We start from the raw sequence: 17851 nt of genomic DNA, 5'->3' as shown, positions 1-17851 counted from the left end.
CCCCACCCCGCCTCGGAGGTCACGGTCCCCGGGTGGTGGAGTTTCTCTGGATGGGTCCACCACGACTCCTACTGATGGCCCGCCGGTGGGCCCATCGCTGTTCCATCCACCCCGGGTGGGCGGGGCTTTCCGGTGGGTGGCGGGCGGCTCCCAGGGTGGACGGGGACGGGTGCGCCCGCGAGCCGTGGATGGGCCTGGCCTCCGTGGAGCCGGTCCTCCCCGAGGAGCCTGCGACGAGGGCAGGACCGGCGCAACGGGTGGTTGGCTCGTGGGCGCACCCGGCCCCGGCCACCCCCACACCCGCCCGGCGACCACCCAGACCCGCCGACACGAAGCCCGCCGCAGGCGCCCCGCCGAAGACGACCTGGTTTCGAGGCTCGCCGGCGTGGTTCCTGAGCCTGCCGAAGGGCTCGCACCTCAACCACCCGGCAGGGCGGTGACCGTCGACTGCAGAAGTTCTCCCCAGGCTGGGGACAACCCTGTGGAGAACTACACCGGTGTGATTAGCCGCCGAGCGGTCAGGGGGTCGCGGTGACGGCGGTCTGGGCGCCGGGGTGGGCGGCTCGGGCTGCGACGATCGCGACCGAGAACAGTGCGAACGCGTTCAGGCCGTGGATCAGGCCGAGCCACGGGGCGTCCTCGCCGCCCATGCCGGCTCCGACCTGGATCAGGACGGAGACCACGACGACGGCGGCCCACTTGACCGCGCCGTCGACGCCGGCGAAGAAGGCGACCGCGAGGAGCGCCAGGGCCAGGACCGGCAGCACCATGGTCCCGACGATGCCGTGGATAGCGAACCCGGCGGCGCCCTGGAAGTCGGGGGACTTGTCCTCCCAGCCCTTGAGCGTGGCGTGGTCGAGGGTGCCACCCTTGTCCACCCAGTGCAGCAGGCCGAGCATCGCCCAGGTGATCGCCATCGCCTGGACGGCGACGCCGATCGCGATCAGGTCGGCGAGGATCCGGTAGGCCTTGCGCATGGTTGCTCCTTGGGGTGGGTGCTCGCTGGGATCAGGATGTGCGTTCCGGGCACGGCAGCGGGGCCGACGCGCCGCAGCGACCTACGAGAGGGCGGCGACGCGGACCGCGACGAGGACGAGGCAGGCCACGGCGAAGAGGCCCATCGCCGTCCACTGGAACACCGCTCGTCCTTGCCTCGGGGCGTAGACGACCAGGCCGGCCAGGAGGCCGCCACCGACGAGGCCGCCGAAGTGGCCCTGCCAGGAGATGTACGAGCCGGCCGTGACCGTGAAGACGACGTTCAGCCCGATCCAGAAGACCAGCTGCTGCACGTTGGCGCGGATCTTCAGCCCGACGACGAGGAGCGCGCCCATGAGGCCGAAGATCGCCCCGGATGCTCCCAGCGTCTGGGTGTGCTGGTTGGACAGCCACATCACCGCCGTGCTGGCGGCCAGGCCGGAGAGCAGGTAGATCGCCAGGAAGCGTGCGCGGCCCAGCACCATCTCGAGCTGGGGGCCGAGGAAGTACAGCGCCATCATGTTGAAGGCGATGTGCCAGACCGCGACGTGGCTGAACGCTGACGTGAGCAGCTGCCAGTACGCCCCGCCGGACACGCCCTCGACGGTGGTGGCCGACCCGTCGGGGTTGCCGAACAGGGTGGTCTGCGGCAGCAGCGCCAGCCGGTCGACCAGGCTGGAGCCCCCGCCGCCGGCCGCGCTGATCGAGACCCACACCGCGAGGTTGAGCACGACCAGCCCGATCGACGTCAGCGCCGGGTTGGCCGAGGGCGCGCCGCCGTACGGCGCCCGGCCGGACCGCGTGGTCCGGGCGCCCTCCTTCACGCAGTTCGGGCACTGGAACCCGACGGCTGCGGAGTTCATGCAGTCCGGGCAGATCGGCCGGTCACAGCGCTGGCACCGGATCCAGGTCTCGCGGTCCGGGTGCCGGTAGCAGACCGGGGGCGCGACGGGTTCGGTCATGGCAGGAGCGGAGGTCAGCCCCGGGTGATCTCGACCGACTCGATCACGACCGGGTCCACCGGACGGTCGCCCGGGCCCGTCTGCGTCGTGGCGATCGCGTCGACGACGTCGCGGCTCTCCTGGTCGGCGACCTCGCCGAAGATCGTGTGCTTGTTGTTCAGCCAGGTCGTCGGCTGCACCGTGATGAAGAACTGCGAGCCGTTGGTGCCCGGGCCGGCGTTGGCCATCGCGAGCAGGTACGGCTTGGTGAAGGCGAGCTCCGGGTGGAACTCGTCCTTGAAGGTGTAGCCCGGACCGCCGGTGCCGGTGCCGAGCGGGCAGCCGCCCTGGATCATGAAGCCGTCGATCACGCGGTGGAAGGTGAGGCCGTCGTAGAACCGGCCGGTCTTGCCGCCGTCGGCCTGGTAGTCCTTGGTGCCCTCGGCCAGGCCGACGAAGTTCTCGACGGTCGCAGGGGCGTGGTTCGGGAACAGGTCGATGACGATGTCGCCGCGGTTGGTGTGCAGCGTGGCCTTCAGGTCCGACATGAGGTGCCTTCCAGGGTCTCCCGCCGGAGGCGTCCGCGGCGGGCACAGGTGAGTGCGGGTGTTTTCGGGCCCGATCCTCCCATGACCGCCAAGGGTTCCCCCCTCAGGAGGTGCGGGGCATGATCGGTGGGGGGATGGGCACAAGGATTTTGCCCTCCGGAAACCCCCGCTGAGCGAGAGGACGCCATGCGTACCAAGACTCCGACGAAGAAGACCCTCACCGACCAGGCCAGCGATCTGGTCGAGCAGGTGACCCCGCACGTCGAAGCTGCGCGGGAGCGGATCGTCAACGACTACCTCCCGGTGGCGCAGACCGTCCTCGCCGAGGCCCGCGACGCCGCGATCGAGGTCGCCAAGGACGCTCGCCAGGCCGCCCAGGAGGCCGCGGCGAACGCCGAGAAGTCCACCCGCAAGAGCCGCAAGAAGGCCGCCAAGAAGGCCCGGTCGAAGGCCAAGGAGCTGGCGGCCGCTGCCGTCGCGACCCCGGCCGGCGCGGCCGTGGCCCAGAAGGTCCGGCCCGAGAAGCGCAAGGGCAAGAAGCGCTTCGTGTTCCTCCTGGCGCTCATCGGTGCCGGAGCGGTCGCGTTCAAGAAGCTCCGCGGCGGACAGGGTGCGGTCTCCACGTCGTACTCCTCGCCGCGGCCGACCGCGGTGCCCGACCCGGTGACGACGGCGCCCCCGGCCCCGCCGGAGATGCACTTCGAGCCGGACTCGGATCCCAACACCGACGCGATGACCGACGCCGGGCCCGGTGCCCGCGCGGAGGGTACGACGGACGCCGGCGGCGCGTTCCTCGACGAGATGGCCTCCGACGCCGCCGAGGAGCCGCACCCGGTGACCACACCGGACCAGCCGGCCGACATCGAGGACGTCACCTCGACCCGCAAGGGCTAACCGACCGACGTACGCCGCGTCGCACGCTTGCGCGGCAGGTCGACGGGTCGGTGCTCGGCCACCCACGCGTCGATCTGCCGCCACCGCTCGAAGAGCCACTCGATCCGGAACTCCCGGCCGTCCGGGATCTCGCTGCGCGGCACCCGCCACCAGCCCATCAGCAGCTGCTTGTCCATCGGCAGCTCGCGCCAGATGTTCGCCACCGTGTCCAGGTGGTCGAGGCCCGTGTGCGCGACCAGCAGCACGTCCGCCTCCGGAGCCGCGTCCAGGGCGGCGAGCACGCCGCCGGGCTGCGGTGCCAGCACGTGGTGCATGTCCTCGGCCTGGTCGGCCATGGTGTGCCGCCCGATCCGCCGCAGCCGGGCGATCGCGCGTCGCCGCCGGTTCGCGGTGAAGTTCCCGCCCTCCGGGAAGATCACGAATGCGTCGTTGTGGTCGAGGTTCCGGGCCAGGTCGCCGATCTCCGCGATCACGTCGTGGCCGCGGGCCGCCGAGACGAACCGGCTCGGCAGCCGGGTCAGCATCACCCCGAGTGCCGGGTCCCAGGCCAGCGTCGACTTCAGCACGATCCGCGGCTCGCGGTGGTACCAGTGCATCAGCGCGTACATGATCGAGAACGAGTCACCGACGCCCGCGTGCCGGCACAGCACCAGGAGCGGTTCGCCGGGCATCGCGTCAGGTGCCGGCCCGACCGTCTCGATCTTCAGGCGCAGCACCCGCCGGGCCTCGCGAAAGAAGACCACGAGGTAGGTCTGCATCAGGTCGTAGTGGATCCGCTCGAAGTACGGCCGCCGGACGAAGAGCCCGAAGCCCGACCCGATCCAGAGGCCGAACAGCTCGACCAGCAGGATCGACTCGAGGGTCAGGTGGAGGATCGCAAGCCACAGCAGGCGCACCGGGCGCAGCCAGCCCGGCACCAGGCCGGACATCGCGCCGGTCACCACCAGGGTCAGCGGCAGCGTGGTCCACATCAGCACGGTGAGGGCGACCACGAGCGGCGCGACCACCAGCCGTTGCAGGGCCCAGGTGAGCGCCGGGTGCATCAGAGCCCCGCGAGGTGCTCGACGCTGGCCCGGTACGCCGCCTCGACCCGCTCCGCGACCGCCGAGGTGTCCCGGTAGGAGCGGAACCGGTCGTCCGCGGCGCTGACCGCGGAGGGCAGCAGGTGCACCCGCACGCCGTCGGGCAGGTCGGCCATCTCGCGGTGGAACCGGTGTCGCCGGGCGATCTCGAACGAGACGCGGGCGACGTCCCACGGACGCCGGGGCGGTGACAGCGGGCGCTCGACCCGGCCGACCTGGAGCACGAACACCCGGTCGGCACCCAGTGCGACGGCCCGCCCGACCGGGATCGAGTTCACGATGCCGCCGTCGAGGTAGTGCTCGCCGTCCACCTCGGCCGGCGGGAGCAGCCCGGGCACGGCGGCGGACGCCATCACCGCGGGCACCACCGGGCCGGTCGTGAACCAGTGCTCGGCGGCCCGCTCGATGCTGGCGGCGCAGCACTGGAACTCCACGGCGAGGTCGGCGAAGGTGGTCTCGCCGAACTCCGCCACCAGCCGGTCGCGCAGGGGCTGCGGCGAGTGCAGGTGGGTGCCGGTGCGGACCGCCCGGCGCAGCTGCCGCCAGGTGCGGTCGGCGTACACCTCGTTGCTCTCCGCCACGTCGCCCCACAGCTCGAGCAGCCGCTCGACGCTGGTAGCCGACGGCTCGGCGGCGACGACCAGGCCGTTGAGGGCGCCGACCGAGGTCCCGAGGATCAGGTCGGGGGCGATCTCGTGCTCGAAGAGCGCGCGGAGCATGCCGACCTCGACCGCGCCGAGCAGGCCGCCACCGCCCAGCACGAATGCGGTGCGGCCCATGGCTCAGGCCCCTGTGTGTGCGGGGGTGCTCGAGACCTCGGGGAACTGCTCACGCACCCGGCGGATCGCCCGGAACTCCGCCCAGAAGCTGAGGAAGGGGATCGTGCCGCACAGCAGCGTGACGATCGTGAACAGGATCGGCCACCGGGCCCGCAGCGCGAGCATGAAGGCGACCAGCACGAACGCCATGTAGATGAACCCGTGCGCGGTGCCGAGGTAGAGGTTGATGTTCGAGCCGAGCTTCCAGCCGCCGCTGCCCTCGGGCAGCACGCTCGGCCAGATCGTGTGCACGTACTTCAGCGGTACGCCGACCACGACCAGCGTGATGATCGACAGGCCGACCACGGTGGCGAGCACCCGGTAGGCGTTGAGCAGCGGCTTCACGGCTCCGAAGGTACCGGCACGCCGGTCACGCGCCGCACCGGGAGGTCTCCGTCGACGCGCGACAGGTGTCGAGCACGTCGTGCGGGGAACTGCCAGTCCGTGCCCCGCTCCCGGTCGATCGTCGTGGCGCTGGCCCTCGCCGGCGCCGTCGTCGCGGCGTACCTGGTGCTGGTGCAGACCGACGTGGTCGCCCACGCGTGGGACCCGGTCTTCGGCCGAGGCTCGGACCGCGTGCTCCGCTCCTCGGTCTCCCGCTCACTGCCGTTCCCCGATGCCGCGCTCGGACTGGTCGCCTACCTGCTCGAGGCGGCGCTGGCGCTCACCGGCCGCGGCAACCGGTGGCAGCGCCGCCCGGTCCTCCCGCTCCTCTACGACGCGACCGCCCTCGGGCTGGGTGCGGCAGCCGTGCTGCTGGTCCTGCTCCAGGCCACGGTGGTCGGCCACTGGTGCCTGCTCTGCCTCTGCTCGGCCGCGCTCTCGCTGGCGATCGTGGCGGTGGGCCGGCTGCGCGAGGGCCGCGCCGCCGTACGCCGGGTGCGGGTGGCCCGGGGGTCGGGGCACTCGTGGCGCGCGGCCCTGACCGACCTCGGCCCGGCCTGACGCGGGGTCCTCAGCCGACCGGCAGGTCCATGTGGATCAGCTCCCAGTGGTGACCGTCCGGGTCGCGGAAGGACCAGCCGTACATCGGGCCGTCGGCGATCGGGTCCTGCGACGTCGACCCGCCGGACGCCAGCGCCCGCTGCACCAGGTCGTCGACCTCCGCGGGGCTGCCGGCGGACAGACCGATCACGACCTCGTCGGGAGTCGGCACCGGCTTCCCCGTGAAGGTGGTGAAGAAGTCCTCGACGAGCAGCATCACGAAGGCGTCGTCGTTCACCACCATCGCGGTGGCCCGGTCGTCGGTGAGCTGGGCGCTGAACGCGAAGCCGAGCCCGGTGAAGAACCTGACCGACCGGTCGAGGTCCTTCACCGGGAGGCTCACGAACACCTTGCGCGGCGGCCCGGTCAGGGGCCTGCTCACGCGACCGCCAGCTCGGGCTCGTCGTCGGCCGGTGCGTCGAGGTCGACCGCGGCCACCTCGGCCCGCGGGGTCCGGATCACCGTCAGCGCGACGCCGAGCGCGACCAGCACGAGCACCGTGCCGACCACGAACCCGCGCTGGTAGCCGCCGACGAGCGCCTCCTTGAGCGGGGCCCCGGCCGCGGCCAGCGACTCGGTGCGTGCCGTCGAGAGCGTGGCCAGCACGGCCAGCCCGAGCGCCGCGCCCACCTGGCAGGTGGTGTTCACGAGCCCCGACGCCAGGCCGGCGTCCTCCGGCCGCACCCCGGACATCGAGAGCATCATCAGTGCCGGGAAGCTGATCCCCACGCCGCCGCCCATGAGCAGCGCCGAAGGCAGGACGTCGACCAGGTAGCTGCCGTCGACCGGCACCCGGGCGAACAGCGCGAGGCCCAGGGCGATCATCGCCAGACCCGGGACCAGCACGGTCCGGGCGCCGAACCGCATCGCGAGCCGCTCGGTGTAGCGCACCGACAGGACGGCCATCACGATCGTGCAGGGCAGGTAGGCGAGCCCGGTCTGCAGCGCGTCGTACCCCTTGACCTGCTGGAGGTAGAGCACGCCGAGGAAGAACATCCCGAACATGCCGGCCACCGTGAGCGCCTGGATCAGGTTGGCACCGGTGACGTTGCGCGACGCGAAGATGCCCAGCGGCACGAGCGGCTGCCGGCAGGTCGCCTCACGGACGACGAAGGCGACGAGCAGCGCGACCGACGCTGCGGCGAAGCCGACCGTGCGGCCCGCACCCCAGCCGTACGTCGCGGCCGGCGACACGATCGTGTCGACCGCCAGCATCAGCGCAGAGGTGACGAGGACGGCACCGGGCACGTCGGCTCCCTCGGCCAGGCCGATCCCGCGGTCCCGCTCGACGTACCGGCGCGCGGCGATCGCCGTGCCGACCCCGATCGGCAGGTTGATGAAGAAGATCCAGTGCCAGCTCACCAGCTGGGTGATCACGCCGCCGGCGAGCAGGCCGATCGAGCCGCCGGCCGAGGCGACGAAGGAGAAGACGCCGATGGCGCGGGCCTGCTCGGACGGTGCGGGGAAGAGCGTCACGATCATGCCGAGGATCACCGCGGAGGTGAGGGCGCCGCCGCAGCCCTGGACGAAGCGGGCGGCGACGAGCACGGTCTGGTCCTGCGCCAGCCCGCAGGCGAGGCTGGACGCCGAGAACAGCACGAGCCCGGCGAGGAAGACGTCGCGCCGGCCGACGAGGTCGCCGAGCCGGCCGGAGAGCAGCAGCAGGCCGCCGAACGAGATCAGGTAGCCGTTCACGACCCAGGCGAGGCCGGACTGGCTGAAGCCGAGGTCGTCCTTGATCGCCGGCAGCGCGACGTTCACGACGGTGGCGTCGAGCACCATCATCAGCATCCCCACGCAGAGCACGACGAGCGCGGCCCACCGGGACCGCTCGGGGCCGCTGCGCACGGTCGTCGTGACGGGGTCGGTCGCGGGATCGGTCGCTGCGTCGGTCGCTGCGTCGATCGCTGGGCCGGTCGCGGGGCCGGTCGCGGCCGGAAAAGTGTCGGTCATGGCTGATCTCCTTGGCGGGAAGGGTCGGTCACCCATGCAGACAGGCAGTCGCGCCGAAACTCACCGTCCGACCACCGATGAGTTTCGGAGCCGGATCCGGTCTGAACGGGAAGGCGATACCTGAGTAGGTCGTCGGACGAGGCGAAGGAGTCGAGAATGTCCGTTGAGATGACTGACACGACCCACACCGATCGCGGCGGTGAGGGTGCGACGAGCGACGACTTCCCGACGCTCGCCGACCCGTACCGTCGGGAGCTCTTCGCGCACTGCTACCGCATGGTCGGCTCGGTCCACGACGCCGAGGACCTCGTCCAGGAGACCTACCTGCGCGCCTGGAAGGCCTACCACGGGTTCGAGGGGCGCTCGTCGCTGCGCACCTGGCTCTACCGGATCGCGACCAACGTCTGCCTGACCTCGCTCGAGGGCAGCGAGCGCCGCCCGCTCCCGACCGGCCTGGGCGCGCCCAGCATCGCTGCCGGCGACCCGCTGGTCACCGCCGACGAGGTGCTCTGGCTCGAGCCGGTGCCCGACTCGATGCTCGCCGACCCCGCGGAGCAGGCCGCCGCGCGCGACACGATCCGGCTCGCGTTCGTCGCGGCGCTGCAGCACCTGCCTCCCCGGCAGCGAGCCGTGCTGATCCTGCGCGACGTGCTGAAGTGGCAGGCCGCCGAGGTCGCCGAGGCGCTGGAGATCTCCACGGCCGCGGTCAACTCCGTCCTCCAGCGCGCACACGCCCATCTGGACAAGGCCCAGCTCAGCGCGGACACCGCGCCCGCCCCGGTCGCCGAGGAACACAAGGAGCTGCTGGAGCGCTACGTCACGGCGTTCTGGGAGAAGGACATCGACGGCATCGTGTCGCTGCTCAAGCAGGACGCGATCTGGGAGATGCCACCGTTCGTCGGGTGGTACGAAGGCGCCGAGAACATCGGCCGCCTGATCGACCTGCAGTGTCCGGGTGGGCCGCACGAGATGCCGATGGTCGCGACCAGCGCGAACGGCCAGCCGGCGTACGGGCTCTACATGCGGCAGCCCGACGGCCGGTTCACGCCGTACCACCTCCAGGTGCTCACGCTCACCGACGGCGCGGTCAGCCACGTCGGAGCGTTCTTCGACCCGACGCTGTTCGAGATCTTCGGGCTGCCGACCGAGCTCGACGCCGAGACGGCAGCGGCGCTGGTCGGGTCGGGCACGGAGGAGTCGCGATGAGCACCACCCGGTCCGCGCCCTCCCACGCACCGCTGCACCAGGCCCTCGAGCTGCTGGAGCGCTCGATCGGCTACACGCGCGTGCAGCTGCAGGTGGTCACGCCGGCGATGCTGTGCCGCCCGACGCCGTGCGCCCGCTGGTCGCTCGCGACACTGCTGGACCACATGGCCGACTCGCTGGACGCGCTGACCGACGCGGCCGACCTGCGCTCGGTGACCCTCGCGATGACGCCGGGTCCGGCGTTCTCCGCGGTCGGCGCGGTCGAGGCGCTGCGGGAGCGAGCGTGCGCGCTGCTCGGTGCCTGGTCGGCGGTCGCCAACGACGACGACGTCGCGATCGGCGACCGGGCACTCTCGTCCTCGCTGCTGGCCTGCGCCGGGGCGCTCGAGGTGGCCGTCCACGGCTGGGACGTCTCGCAGAGCACGGGTGCGCGCGAGCCGATCCCGGCCGCCCTCGCTCGCGACCTGCTCACCTGGGCCGACGTCCTGGTCACCGACGACGACCGGCCGGCGCGGTTCGACTACCCGCTCGACGGGCCGTCCGTGGGGCCGTCGTCCCGCCTGCTCCTGATGCTCGGCCGCGAGCCGTAGGTCAGCCACGGTCCTGCGCGTCGCGCCACTCGTCGGCCAGCAGGCCGTAGCTGAGCCCGTCCATCCACGTGCCCGAGCGGTGCAGCGACTCCTGGCGTGTGTGCGCCTCACGCCGCATCCCGAGCCGCTCCATCAGCCGCCAGGACGGCTCGTTCGCAGCGAAGCAGTGCGCGACCAGACGGCGGAACCCGAGCTCCTCGAACGACAGCCGGACCAGCTCGCGCACCGCCTCGGTCGCGAGACCCTGCCCCTGGACGGCGGGGTCGAGGCACCAGCCGATCTCGGCCTGCACGCCCTTGGCCTGGTCGGCCACCTCGACCTGCGACCACGGGTCCTCCGGCGCGAGCATCAGGTCGCCGATCACCTGCCCGTCGAGCTCGACCACCAGGGTCTTGCCCATCCGGTCCGGTGTGGCGATGAACTCGCAGAAGGGGCCGAAGTCCGCCGACTCGGCGCCCATCCAGCGGCCGACCGGCTCCTGCCTCCGGATCGCCCACATCGCCTTGAAGTCGTCGGGCGTCACCGGCCGGATCGTCAGCCGCTCCGTGTGCTTGGGCCAGGAGAGCGCCGCGATGTCGTCGAGGTCGGCCATGCGGTCGATCATCGGTGATCGGACCGGCGTCGCGCACGCGGTTATCGACGGTCCTGGTGGTTGAGGTGCGAGCGCCGGCGAGCCGGCCGCCCCGGGTGGTTGAGCCTGCCGAAACCACCCAGCCATCGCCTGACTCGCCAGGTTTCGAGGCGGTTGCTGCGCAACCGCACCTCAACCAACGGTGGTTGAGGTGCGAGCGCCGGCGAGCCGGCCGTCCCGGGTGGTTGAGCCTGCCGAAACCACGCAGCCACGGGTGGTTGAGGTGCGAGCGCCAGGGAGCCGGCCGTCCCGGGTGGTTGAGGTGCGAGCGCCAGCGAGCCTCGAAACCACGCCCAGTCATCGCCTGACTCGCCAGGTTTCGAGGCGGTTGCTGCGCAACCGCACCTCAACCAACGGTGGGTGAGGTGCGAGCGCCAGCGAGCCTCGAAACCACGCCCAGTCATCGGTGGTCGAGCCTGCCGAGACGGGCGCCGCGCGGGCCCGACTACGATGAGCCGACCAGGCCCGCGGAAGCCGGTGGGAATCCGGCACAGTGGCGCTACTGTGACGCCGCTTCGGCGGTGGAGTCAGACCCGAGGGCCTGGACCGTCTCCCCACGACCCGGGACGCACCATCCCGAAGGAGGAACCATGGCCGACGTCGCCGTCTCCCCGCTCCCCGTCTCCCCGCTCCCCGTCTCTCGGATCCCCGCCGCTGCGATCGAGACACGCCGGTGAACGACCACACCCTCACCCCGCCCTCCGCCTCCGCCCGTGCCGCCGCGGAGGAGCGCCTCGCGGGGCTGGCCACGCCCTCCGGCGCGCTCGGTCGCCTCGGCGAGCTCGGCGTCTGGCTCGCCGCTGTCCAGGGTCAGTGCCCGCCGGCACCACCGGCCCACGTGCGCGCGGTGATCTTCGCGGGCGACCACGGCGTCGCGGCGCACGGCGTCTCGGCGTACCCGTCGGCGGTGACGCCCGCGATGGTGCGCACGTTCCTGATCGGGCGCGCCGGCGTCTCCGCGCTGGCCGCGGCCCACGGCGTGCACGTGCGGGTGCTCGACCTGGCCGTGGACGACGACCTCGAGGGCGTCGATCCCGCGGTGCTGGCCGAGGTGCAGCGGTTCAAGGTACGCCGCTCCAGTGAGCCGATCCACCTCGCCGACGCGCTCACCACCGAGCAGGTCGAGCAGGCCCTCGCCGCGGGTGCGACCGTGGCGCGCGAGGAGATCGCTGCGGGCGCCGACCTGCTGATCAGCGGCGACATGGGGATCGGCAACACCACCCCTGCGACCGCACTGATCGCGGCGCTCCTCGGCCTGCCGGCGACCGACCTCACCGGGCGCGGCACCGGCATCGACGACACCGCGCTCGTGCTCAAGCAGCAGCTGGTCCAGGAGGCCGTCGACCGCGTCGGCGACCGCGGCCCGGTGGGCCTGCTCGCCGGGCTGGGCGGCGCCGACCTGGCTGCATCGGCCGGCTTCATGGCCGAAGCGGCGCGTCAGGGCGTGCCGGTGCTGCTCGACGGCGTGATCTCCGTGGCCTGCGGCCTGGTCGCCGACCGGCTCGCGCCGGGCGCGGCGGCGTGGTTCGCGGCGGGCCACCGGTCCACCGAGCCCGCCCAGGTCTTCGCGCTGGAGAAGCTCGGCCTGGTGCCGATGCTCGACCTGGGCATGCGCCTGGGTGAGGGCAGCGGCGCGGTCGCCGCGGTGCCGGTGGTGCGCTCCGCGGCCGCGGTGCTGCGCGACGTGGCGCTGCTCTCCGACCTCGGCATCTGAGCCGGTCCGGCTAGAGGCGCAGCACCCGTCCGGCCACGACCAGGTGGACCTCGTCGCAGGCCTCGGCGATCCGCTGGTTCACCGTGCCGAGCAGGTCGCGGAAGAGTCGTCCCGAGGCGTGCGCCGGCACCACGCCGAGGCCGACCTCGTTGGTGACCAGCACGACCTCCTCGGCCTCGCGCACCGCAGCGACCACGGCCGCGAGCCGACGGTCGAGCTCGGCGCGCCAGCCCGGCAGCGTGGCGGTCCAGCCGTCGAGCTCGTCGACGGTCGCGGTGAGCCAGGTCCCGAGGCAGTCGACGAGTGTCGGGGTCGCCGGATCGATCGCGCCGGCGAGGTCCGTGCTCTCCACGGTCTCCCAGTGCGCCGGCCGGCGCGCGCGATGCTCGGCCACCCGCGCGGCCCAGTCGAGGTCGTCGGCCGAGGGGATCGGTCCCGGGGCGACGTAGCGGACCTTCTCCCGGCCGTCGAGGAGCGCCTCGGCGTGCCGCGACTTGCCCGACCGCACACCGCCGGTGACCAGGATCCGCATGCCCGGAAGGCTAGACGAACCGGGCAGCGCCACCCCCACGCTCATCGCTGCGCTCCCGGAGGCAGCAGCGGCAGCCCGGCCGGAGCACCCGTGCGGGCCAGGTCGAGCAGGGCCCCCACGTCGAGGTGCTGCTCGACGAGGTCGGCGAGGAGGTCGAGCCGGGCCTCACGGCGCTCCGCGAACACCACGCCCGACGGGGTCCTCGTGCGCCCGGTCGTCCGGGCGACCTCGGCGAGGAACGCCTGCCGGAAGCCGTCGCTCTCCAGGCTGCCGTGCCACATGGTCGCGAACACCGCGTCGTCGCGGACGCCGCCGGGGAACGGCTCGCCCTGCTCGACCTCGAGGCGCCCGTGGTGGATCTCGTAGCCCTGGACCGGCTGCCCGAGCGCCGTACCGGTCGGCAGGCGGAGGACCTTCTCTGCGCCGAACACCGTGCGGGCCGCCACCAGCCCGAGGCCGTCGGCGACCGCTCCGGCGGGCCCTTCGACGCCGTCAGGGTCGGCGACCGTCCTGCCGAGCATCTGCGCGCCGCCGCAGATCCCCAGCACCGCCCGACCGCTCGCGACGTGGCGCTCGAGGGCGTCGTCGATCCCGCGCTCGCGCAGCCACCCGAGGTCGGCCAGCGTGGCCCGGGTGCCGGGCAGGACGACGAGGTCGGCGCCGGCCAGCTCGCGGGCCGACGCGGCGAAGCGCACGTCGACGTCCGGCTCGAGGCCGAGCGCGTCCACGTCGGTGAAGTTGCTGATCCGCGGCAGCCGGACCACGACGACCCGCAGGGCACCGTCGGCGGCAGCCCGGCGACCGTCGAGGTCGAGCGCGTCCTCGGAGTCCAGCCACAGGTCGGGGTGCCACGGCAGCACGCCGTACGTCGGCCGGCCGGTCAGCCTGGTCAGCTCCTCGAGTCCGGGGGCGAGCAGGGCTGGATCGCCTCGGAACTTGTTCACCACGAATCCCGCCAGCAGCGCCTGGTCCGCGGGCTCCAGCAGGGCGACCGTGCCGTACATCGACGCGAACAGGCCGCCGCGGTCGATGTCCCCGACCACGACGGTCGGCAGATCAGCGTGCCGCGCCAGCCCCAGGTTCACGTAGTCACCCGCGCGCAGGTTGATCTCGGTCGGACTGCCCGCGCCCTCGGCCACCACGACCTCGAACCGCCGGGCGAGGTCGTCGTACGCGTCGTGCGCCGCCTTCGCCAGGTGCGCGCGACCGGTCGTCCAGTCCGCGGAGGAGACCTGCCCGGCCGGCTGGCCCATCACGACGACGTGGCTGCTGCGGTCGCCGCCCGGCTTGAGCAGCACCGGGTTCATCGCCACCTCCGGCTCGACCCCGGCCGCCAGCGCCTGGACCCACTGCGCGCGCCCGATCTCGCCGCCGCCGGCGCACACCATCGAGTTGTTCGACATGTTCTGCGCCTTGTACGGCGCCACGTCCACCCCCCGTCGCCGGAAGGCACGGCACAGCCCGGTGGTGACGATGCTCTTGCCGGCGTCCGAGGTGGTGCCGGCGACGAGGAGGCCGCTCATGCGTCGGTCGGCTGCGGCACGTCGGCGGGGGCGTCCGCCGCGGCCCGGTCGTGCAACGAGTCGCGGCACCAGCGCAGCCAGATGAACACCGCGAAGGCCCCGAAGACCCACCACTCGATCGCGTAGAAGAGATTGCGCGCGGCGGTGAACATCGACACGTCCGGAACCGACTGCGGCGGCACGGGCACGAGACCCGAGGAGCCGTCGGCCGGCGTGACCGCCTTGGCCGCGACGTACCCGCTGTAGAGGTCGGCGTCCACGTGCTCGACCAGGCTCGCGATCCGCATCGTCGGGATCACGTCGTCGTGCGGGTCGTCGTCGAAGGGACCGCTGCCCTCGGTCGGCTGCAGCCAGCCGACGACCGAGGTGGCACCGGTCGGCACCGGCGCGTCCGGCGAGCGCGTCCAGCCCCGCACGACCGGCATCGCCGAGCGGGTGCCGTCGACCAGCGCCGCCGTCACCACCCAGTAGCCGCGCCGGCCGTGGACGTGCCGGTCGGCGACGTACACGTTGGCGCCGGTCCACTGCCCGGTGAACCGGACCGGCTGCCCCACCGAGCGACCGGGGAAGGGGCTGTCGCCGGTCATCAGCGTCCCGAGTGCGACCGGGGGCTTGCTGGTCAGGTCGCGCGCGGCGTCCGCGCGCCGGGTGTGCCACGCATCAAGCTGCCACAGGCCAAGCCCGACGGCGATCGCGACCGCGACCAGCATCGCGAGGTGCCCCGGCCAGAACTTCGGCCGGAGCAGCGGGGCGAGCACTCGACCAGCCTACGGGTGGCCTGCGATCCTCTGCGGATGACCTCCGCGATCCGGCACCTCAACTGCGCCACCATGTCTCCGCGCCTGTCGATGGGCGGCCGGTTCACCCCGGCCCGGCTGGTCGCGCACTGCCTCCTGGTCGAGGGCGACCAGGGCCTGACCCTGGTCGACACCGGCTTCGGCACCGCCGACCTGGCCGAGAAGCGGATGGGCAAGGCCTTCATCCGGGTCGCCGGACCGTCACTGGACCCTGCGGAAACGGCGGTGTCCCAGGTGCGGTCCGCGGGGTACGACGCCGGCGACGTCACCGACATCGTGCTGACCCACCTCGACCTCGACCACGCCGGCGGGCTCGGCGACTTCCCGGAGGCCCGGGTCCACGTCTTCGACGACGAGCTCGCCGCGGCCACCGCCCGGTCGACGCTCGCCGAGAAGAACCGCTACATCCCGGCCCAGTGGGCGCACGGTCCGCGCTGGATCGAGCACGCCGTCGCCGGCGAGAGCTGGCTCGGCTTCGAGGCGGTCAAGGTGCTCAGCGACGACGTGCTGCTGGTCCCGCTGCGCGGCCACACCCGCGGCCACTGCGGCGTCGCAGTACGCCGGCCCTCCGGCGGCTGGTTCCTCCACGCCGGCGACAGCTACTTCGCGCACGGGGAGAAGGAGACCCCGCCCACCTGCCCGCGCGGCCTGTCGGTCTTCCAGAGCGTCGTGCAGATGGACAAGGCGGCCCGGCACGCGAACGCCGCGCGGGTCCGCGCCCTGCACGCCGAGCACGGCCCCGACTCCGGAACGGACGAGGTGGTCACGGTCTTCTCCGCCCACGACGCCGTGGAGTTCGACGCTCTGGCCGACGTGACTGACTGATTGGGCTCGCTCCGCTCGCCCGTGCCCGCGGCGCCTCCAGGTCACGTCTTCCCTCCTGACGTGACCGCGCCGCGGGCCTTCCACCACTGCTGGTTGAGGCGCGGTTGCGCAGCAACCGCCTCGAAACCCCCGGCACCGACCACCGCGCCACGAGCCCCTCACCACTGCTGGTTGAGGCGCGGTTGCGCAGCAACCGCCTCGAAACCTCGGCCTCCGCTACATCCCGCCGTCGAACGCGAGCACGGCGCCGGTGATCATCCGCGCCTCCCGCGAGGCCAGGTAGACGATCGCCGAACCGATCTCCGCCGGCGCGATCGCCCGGCCGGGCAGCATCATCATCAGCCGGTCGGCGACGCGAGGGTCCAGGTCGGGCGGGAACATCTCGGCCACCTGCGACACGATCGGGGTGTCCACCGTGCCCGGGCAGATCGCGTTGACCCGGATCCGCTCCGGCGCCAGCTCCAGGGCCAGCGACCGGGTCAGCATGGTGAGCCCGCCCTTGGCGGCGGAGTACGCGGTCGTGTAGCCCTGCGGCTTGTTGCCGGCGACCGACGAGACGTTGACGATGTTGCCGCGACAGGCCCGCAGGTGCGGGAGCGCCGCCTGCATCATCAGGAACGGACCCTTGAGATCGACCGCGTGCACGCGGTCCCAGTCGGCCTCGGTGATCTGGTCGAAGCGGCCGAACTGCACCACGCCCGCCACGTTGGCCAGGACGTCGATCCGGCCGTGCTGCGCGCACACCTCGATCGCGGCGTCGACGGACGCCTTGTCGGCGACGTTGCACTCGACGTACGTGACCCCCTCGGGCACCGTCGCGGCGATGTCCAGCCCGAACACGACGTCTCCGGCGTCACGGAACAGCTCGGCGGTCGCGAAGCCGATGCCCGAGGCGGCACCGGTGATGACGACGACGCGCTGGTCGTCAGAGAGGTCGGCCATGGCCGGACGCTACCAGCGAAACTGGAATTCGTTCTAGGTCGTTCGCGACGTCGCCGGGGACCTCTTCCTCTACCTCGGCCGCTGGTCGCGGCGGAGAGTCGAGGCGAGTCAGGAAGGGGACCGATCATGAAGCGACTCGAAGGACGCGTGGCCCTCGTCACCGGCGCGGCCAGCGGCATCGGCGCCGCGACAGCACACCGGCTCGCGGCGGAGGGCGCCGCGGTCATGCTGACCGACATCCAGGACGAGGCCGGCGAGCTGGTCGCCAAGGACGTTGTCGACCACGGCGGGCGCGCCAGCTACCTGCACCACGACGTGAGCTCCCAGGACGAATGGCAGAGCGCCGTGGACCGCACCCTGGAGACCTACGGACGTCTCGACATCCTCGTCAACAACGCCGGCATGGGCGACCTGGCGACGATCGAGGACACCACGCTGGAGGACTGGCAGCGCACGATCGGGATCGACCAGACCGGGGTCTTCCTCGGGATGAAGACCGCGGCCGAGGCCCTGAAGACGTCCGGTCACGGCTCGGTGGTCAACATCAGCTCGATCTTCGGCACCAGCGGCGGGTTCGGCACGTCGCCGGCGTACCACGCGGCCAAGGGAGCGGTGCGCACGCTGACCAAGAACGTCGCGCTGCACTGGGCGCCCGAGGGCGTGCGCGTGAACTCGATCCACCCGGGCTTCATTGACACCCCGATCCTCGACCAGGCGAAGGGCACCGAGTTCGAGCAGGCCATGATCGCGCTGACCCCGCTCGCGCGCCTCGGGCGTCCCGAGGAGGTCGCCGCCGGTGTGGCCTACCTGGCCAGTGACGACGCGGCCTTCGTGACCGGGCTCGAGCTCTACATCGACGGCGGCTTCATGGCTCGCTGAGTCGGGGCGCGACCAGG

General features: G+C 72.5%; 20 protein-coding genes and 1 riboswitch. Of the genes, 7 read left to right on the top strand and 13 right to left on the bottom strand.

Annotated elements, in window-relative coordinates; translation table 11 throughout:
- Positions 1-518: 518 nt before the first annotated feature.
- The 3 genes from EFL26_RS18550 to EFL26_RS18540 form a co-directional block, all read right to left on the bottom strand.
- On the bottom strand, positions 519-977 hold the full coding sequence (locus EFL26_RS18550) for a hypothetical protein (protein ID WP_123224380.1): 459 nt from the start codon (positions 975-977) through the stop codon (positions 519-521).
- A gap of 81 nt (positions 978-1058) precedes the next feature.
- Complete coding sequence (locus EFL26_RS18545; protein WP_123224379.1) at positions 1059-1937, bottom strand: rhomboid family intramembrane serine protease; 879 nt, start codon at positions 1935-1937, stop codon at positions 1059-1061.
- A gap of 14 nt (positions 1938-1951) precedes the next feature.
- The gene (locus EFL26_RS18540; protein ID WP_123224378.1) at positions 1952-2464 is read right to left on the bottom strand and encodes a peptidylprolyl isomerase; all 513 of its coding nucleotides are present in this window, start codon (positions 2462-2464) and stop codon (positions 1952-1954) included.
- A gap of 186 nt (positions 2465-2650) precedes the next feature.
- On the opposite strand from EFL26_RS18540, the gene EFL26_RS18535 reads away from it, so the two are divergent.
- A complete protein-coding gene (locus EFL26_RS18535) occupies positions 2651-3358 on the top strand; it encodes a hypothetical protein (protein ID WP_123224377.1) in 708 nt (235 codons plus the stop codon).
- Here EFL26_RS18535 and EFL26_RS18530 read toward each other — a convergent pair.
- From EFL26_RS18530 to EFL26_RS18520, 3 genes are read right to left on the bottom strand one after another with little or no spacing between them, the layout of a single operon-like run.
- Positions 3355-4401 carry a 1-acyl-sn-glycerol-3-phosphate acyltransferase gene (locus EFL26_RS18530; protein ID WP_123224376.1) on the bottom strand — a complete coding sequence of 349 codons (1047 nt, stop codon included), beginning with the start codon at positions 4399-4401 and terminating at the stop codon, positions 3355-3357. The two genes, EFL26_RS18535 and EFL26_RS18530, sit on opposite strands and share 4 nt — an antisense overlap.
- Positions 4401-5219, bottom strand: a complete 819-nt coding sequence (locus tag EFL26_RS18525) for a patatin-like phospholipase family protein (RefSeq protein WP_123224375.1) — start codon at positions 5217-5219, stop codon at positions 4401-4403. The genes EFL26_RS18530 and EFL26_RS18525 overlap by 1 nt, the downstream gene beginning before the upstream one ends.
- A gap of 3 nt (positions 5220-5222) precedes the next feature.
- On the bottom strand, positions 5223-5603 hold the full coding sequence (locus EFL26_RS18520) for a DUF3817 domain-containing protein (RefSeq protein ID WP_123224374.1): 381 nt from the start codon (positions 5601-5603) through the stop codon (positions 5223-5225).
- Between the two features lie 99 nt (positions 5604-5702).
- Here EFL26_RS18520 and EFL26_RS18515 point away from each other — a divergent pair, with 99 nt between their 5' ends.
- Entirely contained in the window at positions 5703-6203 is a 501-nt protein-coding gene (locus tag EFL26_RS18515; RefSeq protein WP_183408252.1) for a vitamin K epoxide reductase family protein, read from the top strand.
- Between the two features lie 10 nt (positions 6204-6213).
- On the opposite strand, the gene EFL26_RS18510 is transcribed toward EFL26_RS18515, so the two are convergent.
- Positions 6214-6624, bottom strand: a complete 411-nt coding sequence (locus tag EFL26_RS18510; protein WP_221177027.1) for a VOC family protein — start codon at positions 6622-6624, stop codon at positions 6214-6216.
- Positions 6621-8195 carry an MFS transporter gene (locus EFL26_RS18505; protein WP_123224373.1) on the bottom strand — a complete coding sequence of 525 codons (1575 nt, stop codon included), beginning with the start codon at positions 8193-8195 and terminating at the stop codon, positions 6621-6623. The genes EFL26_RS18510 and EFL26_RS18505 overlap by 4 nt, the downstream gene beginning before the upstream one ends.
- Positions 8196-8363: 168 nt before the next feature.
- Here EFL26_RS18505 and EFL26_RS18500 point away from each other — a divergent pair, with 168 nt between their 5' ends.
- A complete protein-coding gene (locus EFL26_RS18500; protein ID WP_123224573.1) occupies positions 8364-9401 on the top strand; it encodes a sigma-70 family RNA polymerase sigma factor in 1038 nt (345 codons plus the stop codon).
- Positions 9398-9991, top strand: a complete 594-nt coding sequence (locus EFL26_RS18495; RefSeq protein ID WP_123224372.1) for a maleylpyruvate isomerase N-terminal domain-containing protein — start codon at positions 9398-9400, stop codon at positions 9989-9991. Before EFL26_RS18500 ends, EFL26_RS18495 begins: the two co-directional genes overlap by 4 nt.
- Position 9992: 1 nt before the next feature.
- On the opposite strand, the gene EFL26_RS18490 is transcribed toward EFL26_RS18495, so the two are convergent.
- A complete protein-coding gene (locus tag EFL26_RS18490) occupies positions 9993-10583 on the bottom strand; it encodes a GNAT family N-acetyltransferase (RefSeq protein WP_123224572.1) in 591 nt (196 codons plus the stop codon).
- 498 nt (positions 10584-11081) lie between these two features.
- Positions 11082-11167, top strand: a riboswitch (adenosylcobalamin (AdoCbl) riboswitch).
- A gap of 128 nt (positions 11168-11295) precedes the next feature.
- Between EFL26_RS18490 and cobT the strand changes: the two genes are divergently transcribed.
- On the top strand, positions 11296-12336 hold the full coding sequence (gene cobT / locus EFL26_RS18485) for a nicotinate-nucleotide--dimethylbenzimidazole phosphoribosyltransferase (protein ID WP_123224371.1): 1041 nt from the start codon (positions 11296-11298) through the stop codon (positions 12334-12336).
- Between the two features lie 10 nt (positions 12337-12346).
- On the opposite strand, the gene EFL26_RS18480 is transcribed toward cobT, so the two are convergent.
- From EFL26_RS18480 to EFL26_RS18470, 3 genes are read right to left on the bottom strand one after another with little or no spacing between them, the layout of a single operon-like run.
- Positions 12347-12868, bottom strand: coding sequence for a bifunctional adenosylcobinamide kinase/adenosylcobinamide-phosphate guanylyltransferase (locus EFL26_RS18480; protein ID WP_123224370.1), 522 nt, complete (start codon positions 12866-12868; stop codon positions 12347-12349).
- Positions 12869-12909: 41 nt separating this feature from the next.
- Complete coding sequence (locus EFL26_RS18475) at positions 12910-14391, bottom strand: cobyric acid synthase (protein ID WP_123224369.1); 1482 nt, start codon at positions 14389-14391, stop codon at positions 12910-12912.
- A complete protein-coding gene (locus EFL26_RS18470) occupies positions 14388-15149 on the bottom strand; it encodes an SURF1 family protein (protein ID WP_123224368.1) in 762 nt (253 codons plus the stop codon). The genes EFL26_RS18475 and EFL26_RS18470 overlap by 4 nt, the downstream gene beginning before the upstream one ends.
- A 36-nt stretch (positions 15150-15185) precedes the next feature.
- Between EFL26_RS18470 and EFL26_RS18465 the strand changes: the two genes are divergently transcribed.
- A complete protein-coding gene (locus tag EFL26_RS18465; RefSeq protein ID WP_123224367.1) occupies positions 15186-16013 on the top strand; it encodes an MBL fold metallo-hydrolase in 828 nt (275 codons plus the stop codon).
- A 216-nt stretch (positions 16014-16229) separates the two neighbouring features.
- Here the strand turns inward: EFL26_RS18465 and EFL26_RS18460 are convergent, their stop codons facing one another.
- Positions 16230-16955 carry an SDR family NAD(P)-dependent oxidoreductase gene (locus EFL26_RS18460; protein WP_123224366.1) on the bottom strand — a complete coding sequence of 242 codons (726 nt, stop codon included), beginning with the start codon at positions 16953-16955 and terminating at the stop codon, positions 16230-16232.
- Between the two features lie 126 nt (positions 16956-17081).
- Between EFL26_RS18460 and EFL26_RS18455 the strand changes: the two genes are divergently transcribed.
- Entirely contained in the window at positions 17082-17834 is a 753-nt protein-coding gene (locus EFL26_RS18455; protein WP_123224365.1) for an SDR family NAD(P)-dependent oxidoreductase, read from the top strand.
- The last annotated feature ends 17 nt before the right edge of the window (positions 17835-17851 follow it).

Origin of the sequence: Nocardioides pocheonensis (assembly GCF_003725535.1) — a bacterium.
Taxonomy (GTDB): domain Bacteria; phylum Actinomycetota; class Actinomycetes; order Propionibacteriales; family Nocardioidaceae; genus Marmoricola; species Marmoricola pocheonensis.
The sequence above is the reverse complement of the archived record's forward strand: the minus strand, read 5'-3'. Positions and strand labels throughout refer to the sequence as shown.

Coding starts and splice junctions, on each gene's coding strand:
- EFL26_RS18545 (WP_123224379.1), bottom strand. CDS start 1,937: ATGACCGAACCCGTCGCGCCCCCGGTCTGCTACCGGCACCCGGACCGC.
- EFL26_RS18480 (WP_123224370.1), bottom strand. CDS start 12,868: ATGCGGATCCTGGTCACCGGCGGTGTGCGGTCGGGCAAGTCGCGGCAC.
- EFL26_RS18525 (WP_123224375.1), bottom strand. CDS start 5,219: ATGGGCCGCACCGCATTCGTGCTGGGCGGTGGCGGCCTGCTCGGCGCG.
- EFL26_RS18460 (WP_123224366.1), bottom strand. CDS start 16,955: ATGGCCGACCTCTCTGACGACCAGCGCGTCGTCGTCATCACCGGTGCC.
- EFL26_RS18465 (WP_123224367.1), top strand. CDS start 15,186: ATGACCTCCGCGATCCGGCACCTCAACTGCGCCACCATGTCTCCGCGC.
- EFL26_RS18455 (WP_123224365.1), top strand. CDS start 17,082: ATGAAGCGACTCGAAGGACGCGTGGCCCTCGTCACCGGCGCGGCCAGC.
- EFL26_RS18550 (WP_123224380.1), bottom strand. CDS start 977: ATGCGCAAGGCCTACCGGATCCTCGCCGACCTGATCGCGATCGGCGTC.
- EFL26_RS18540 (WP_123224378.1), bottom strand. CDS start 2,464: ATGTCGGACCTGAAGGCCACGCTGCACACCAACCGCGGCGACATCGTC.
- EFL26_RS18490 (WP_123224572.1), bottom strand. CDS start 10,583: ATGGCCGACCTCGACGACATCGCGGCGCTCTCCTGGCCCAAGCACACG.
- EFL26_RS18505 (WP_123224373.1), bottom strand. CDS start 8,195: ATGACCGACACTTTTCCGGCCGCGACCGGCCCCGCGACCGGCCCAGCG.
- EFL26_RS18535 (WP_123224377.1), top strand. CDS start 2,651: ATGCGTACCAAGACTCCGACGAAGAAGACCCTCACCGACCAGGCCAGC.
- EFL26_RS18475 (WP_123224369.1), bottom strand. CDS start 14,391: ATGAGCGGCCTCCTCGTCGCCGGCACCACCTCGGACGCCGGCAAGAGC.
- EFL26_RS18530 (WP_123224376.1), bottom strand. CDS start 4,401: ATGCACCCGGCGCTCACCTGGGCCCTGCAACGGCTGGTGGTCGCGCCG.
- EFL26_RS18500 (WP_123224573.1), top strand. CDS start 8,364: ATGACTGACACGACCCACACCGATCGCGGCGGTGAGGGTGCGACGAGC.
- EFL26_RS18495 (WP_123224372.1), top strand. CDS start 9,398: ATGAGCACCACCCGGTCCGCGCCCTCCCACGCACCGCTGCACCAGGCC.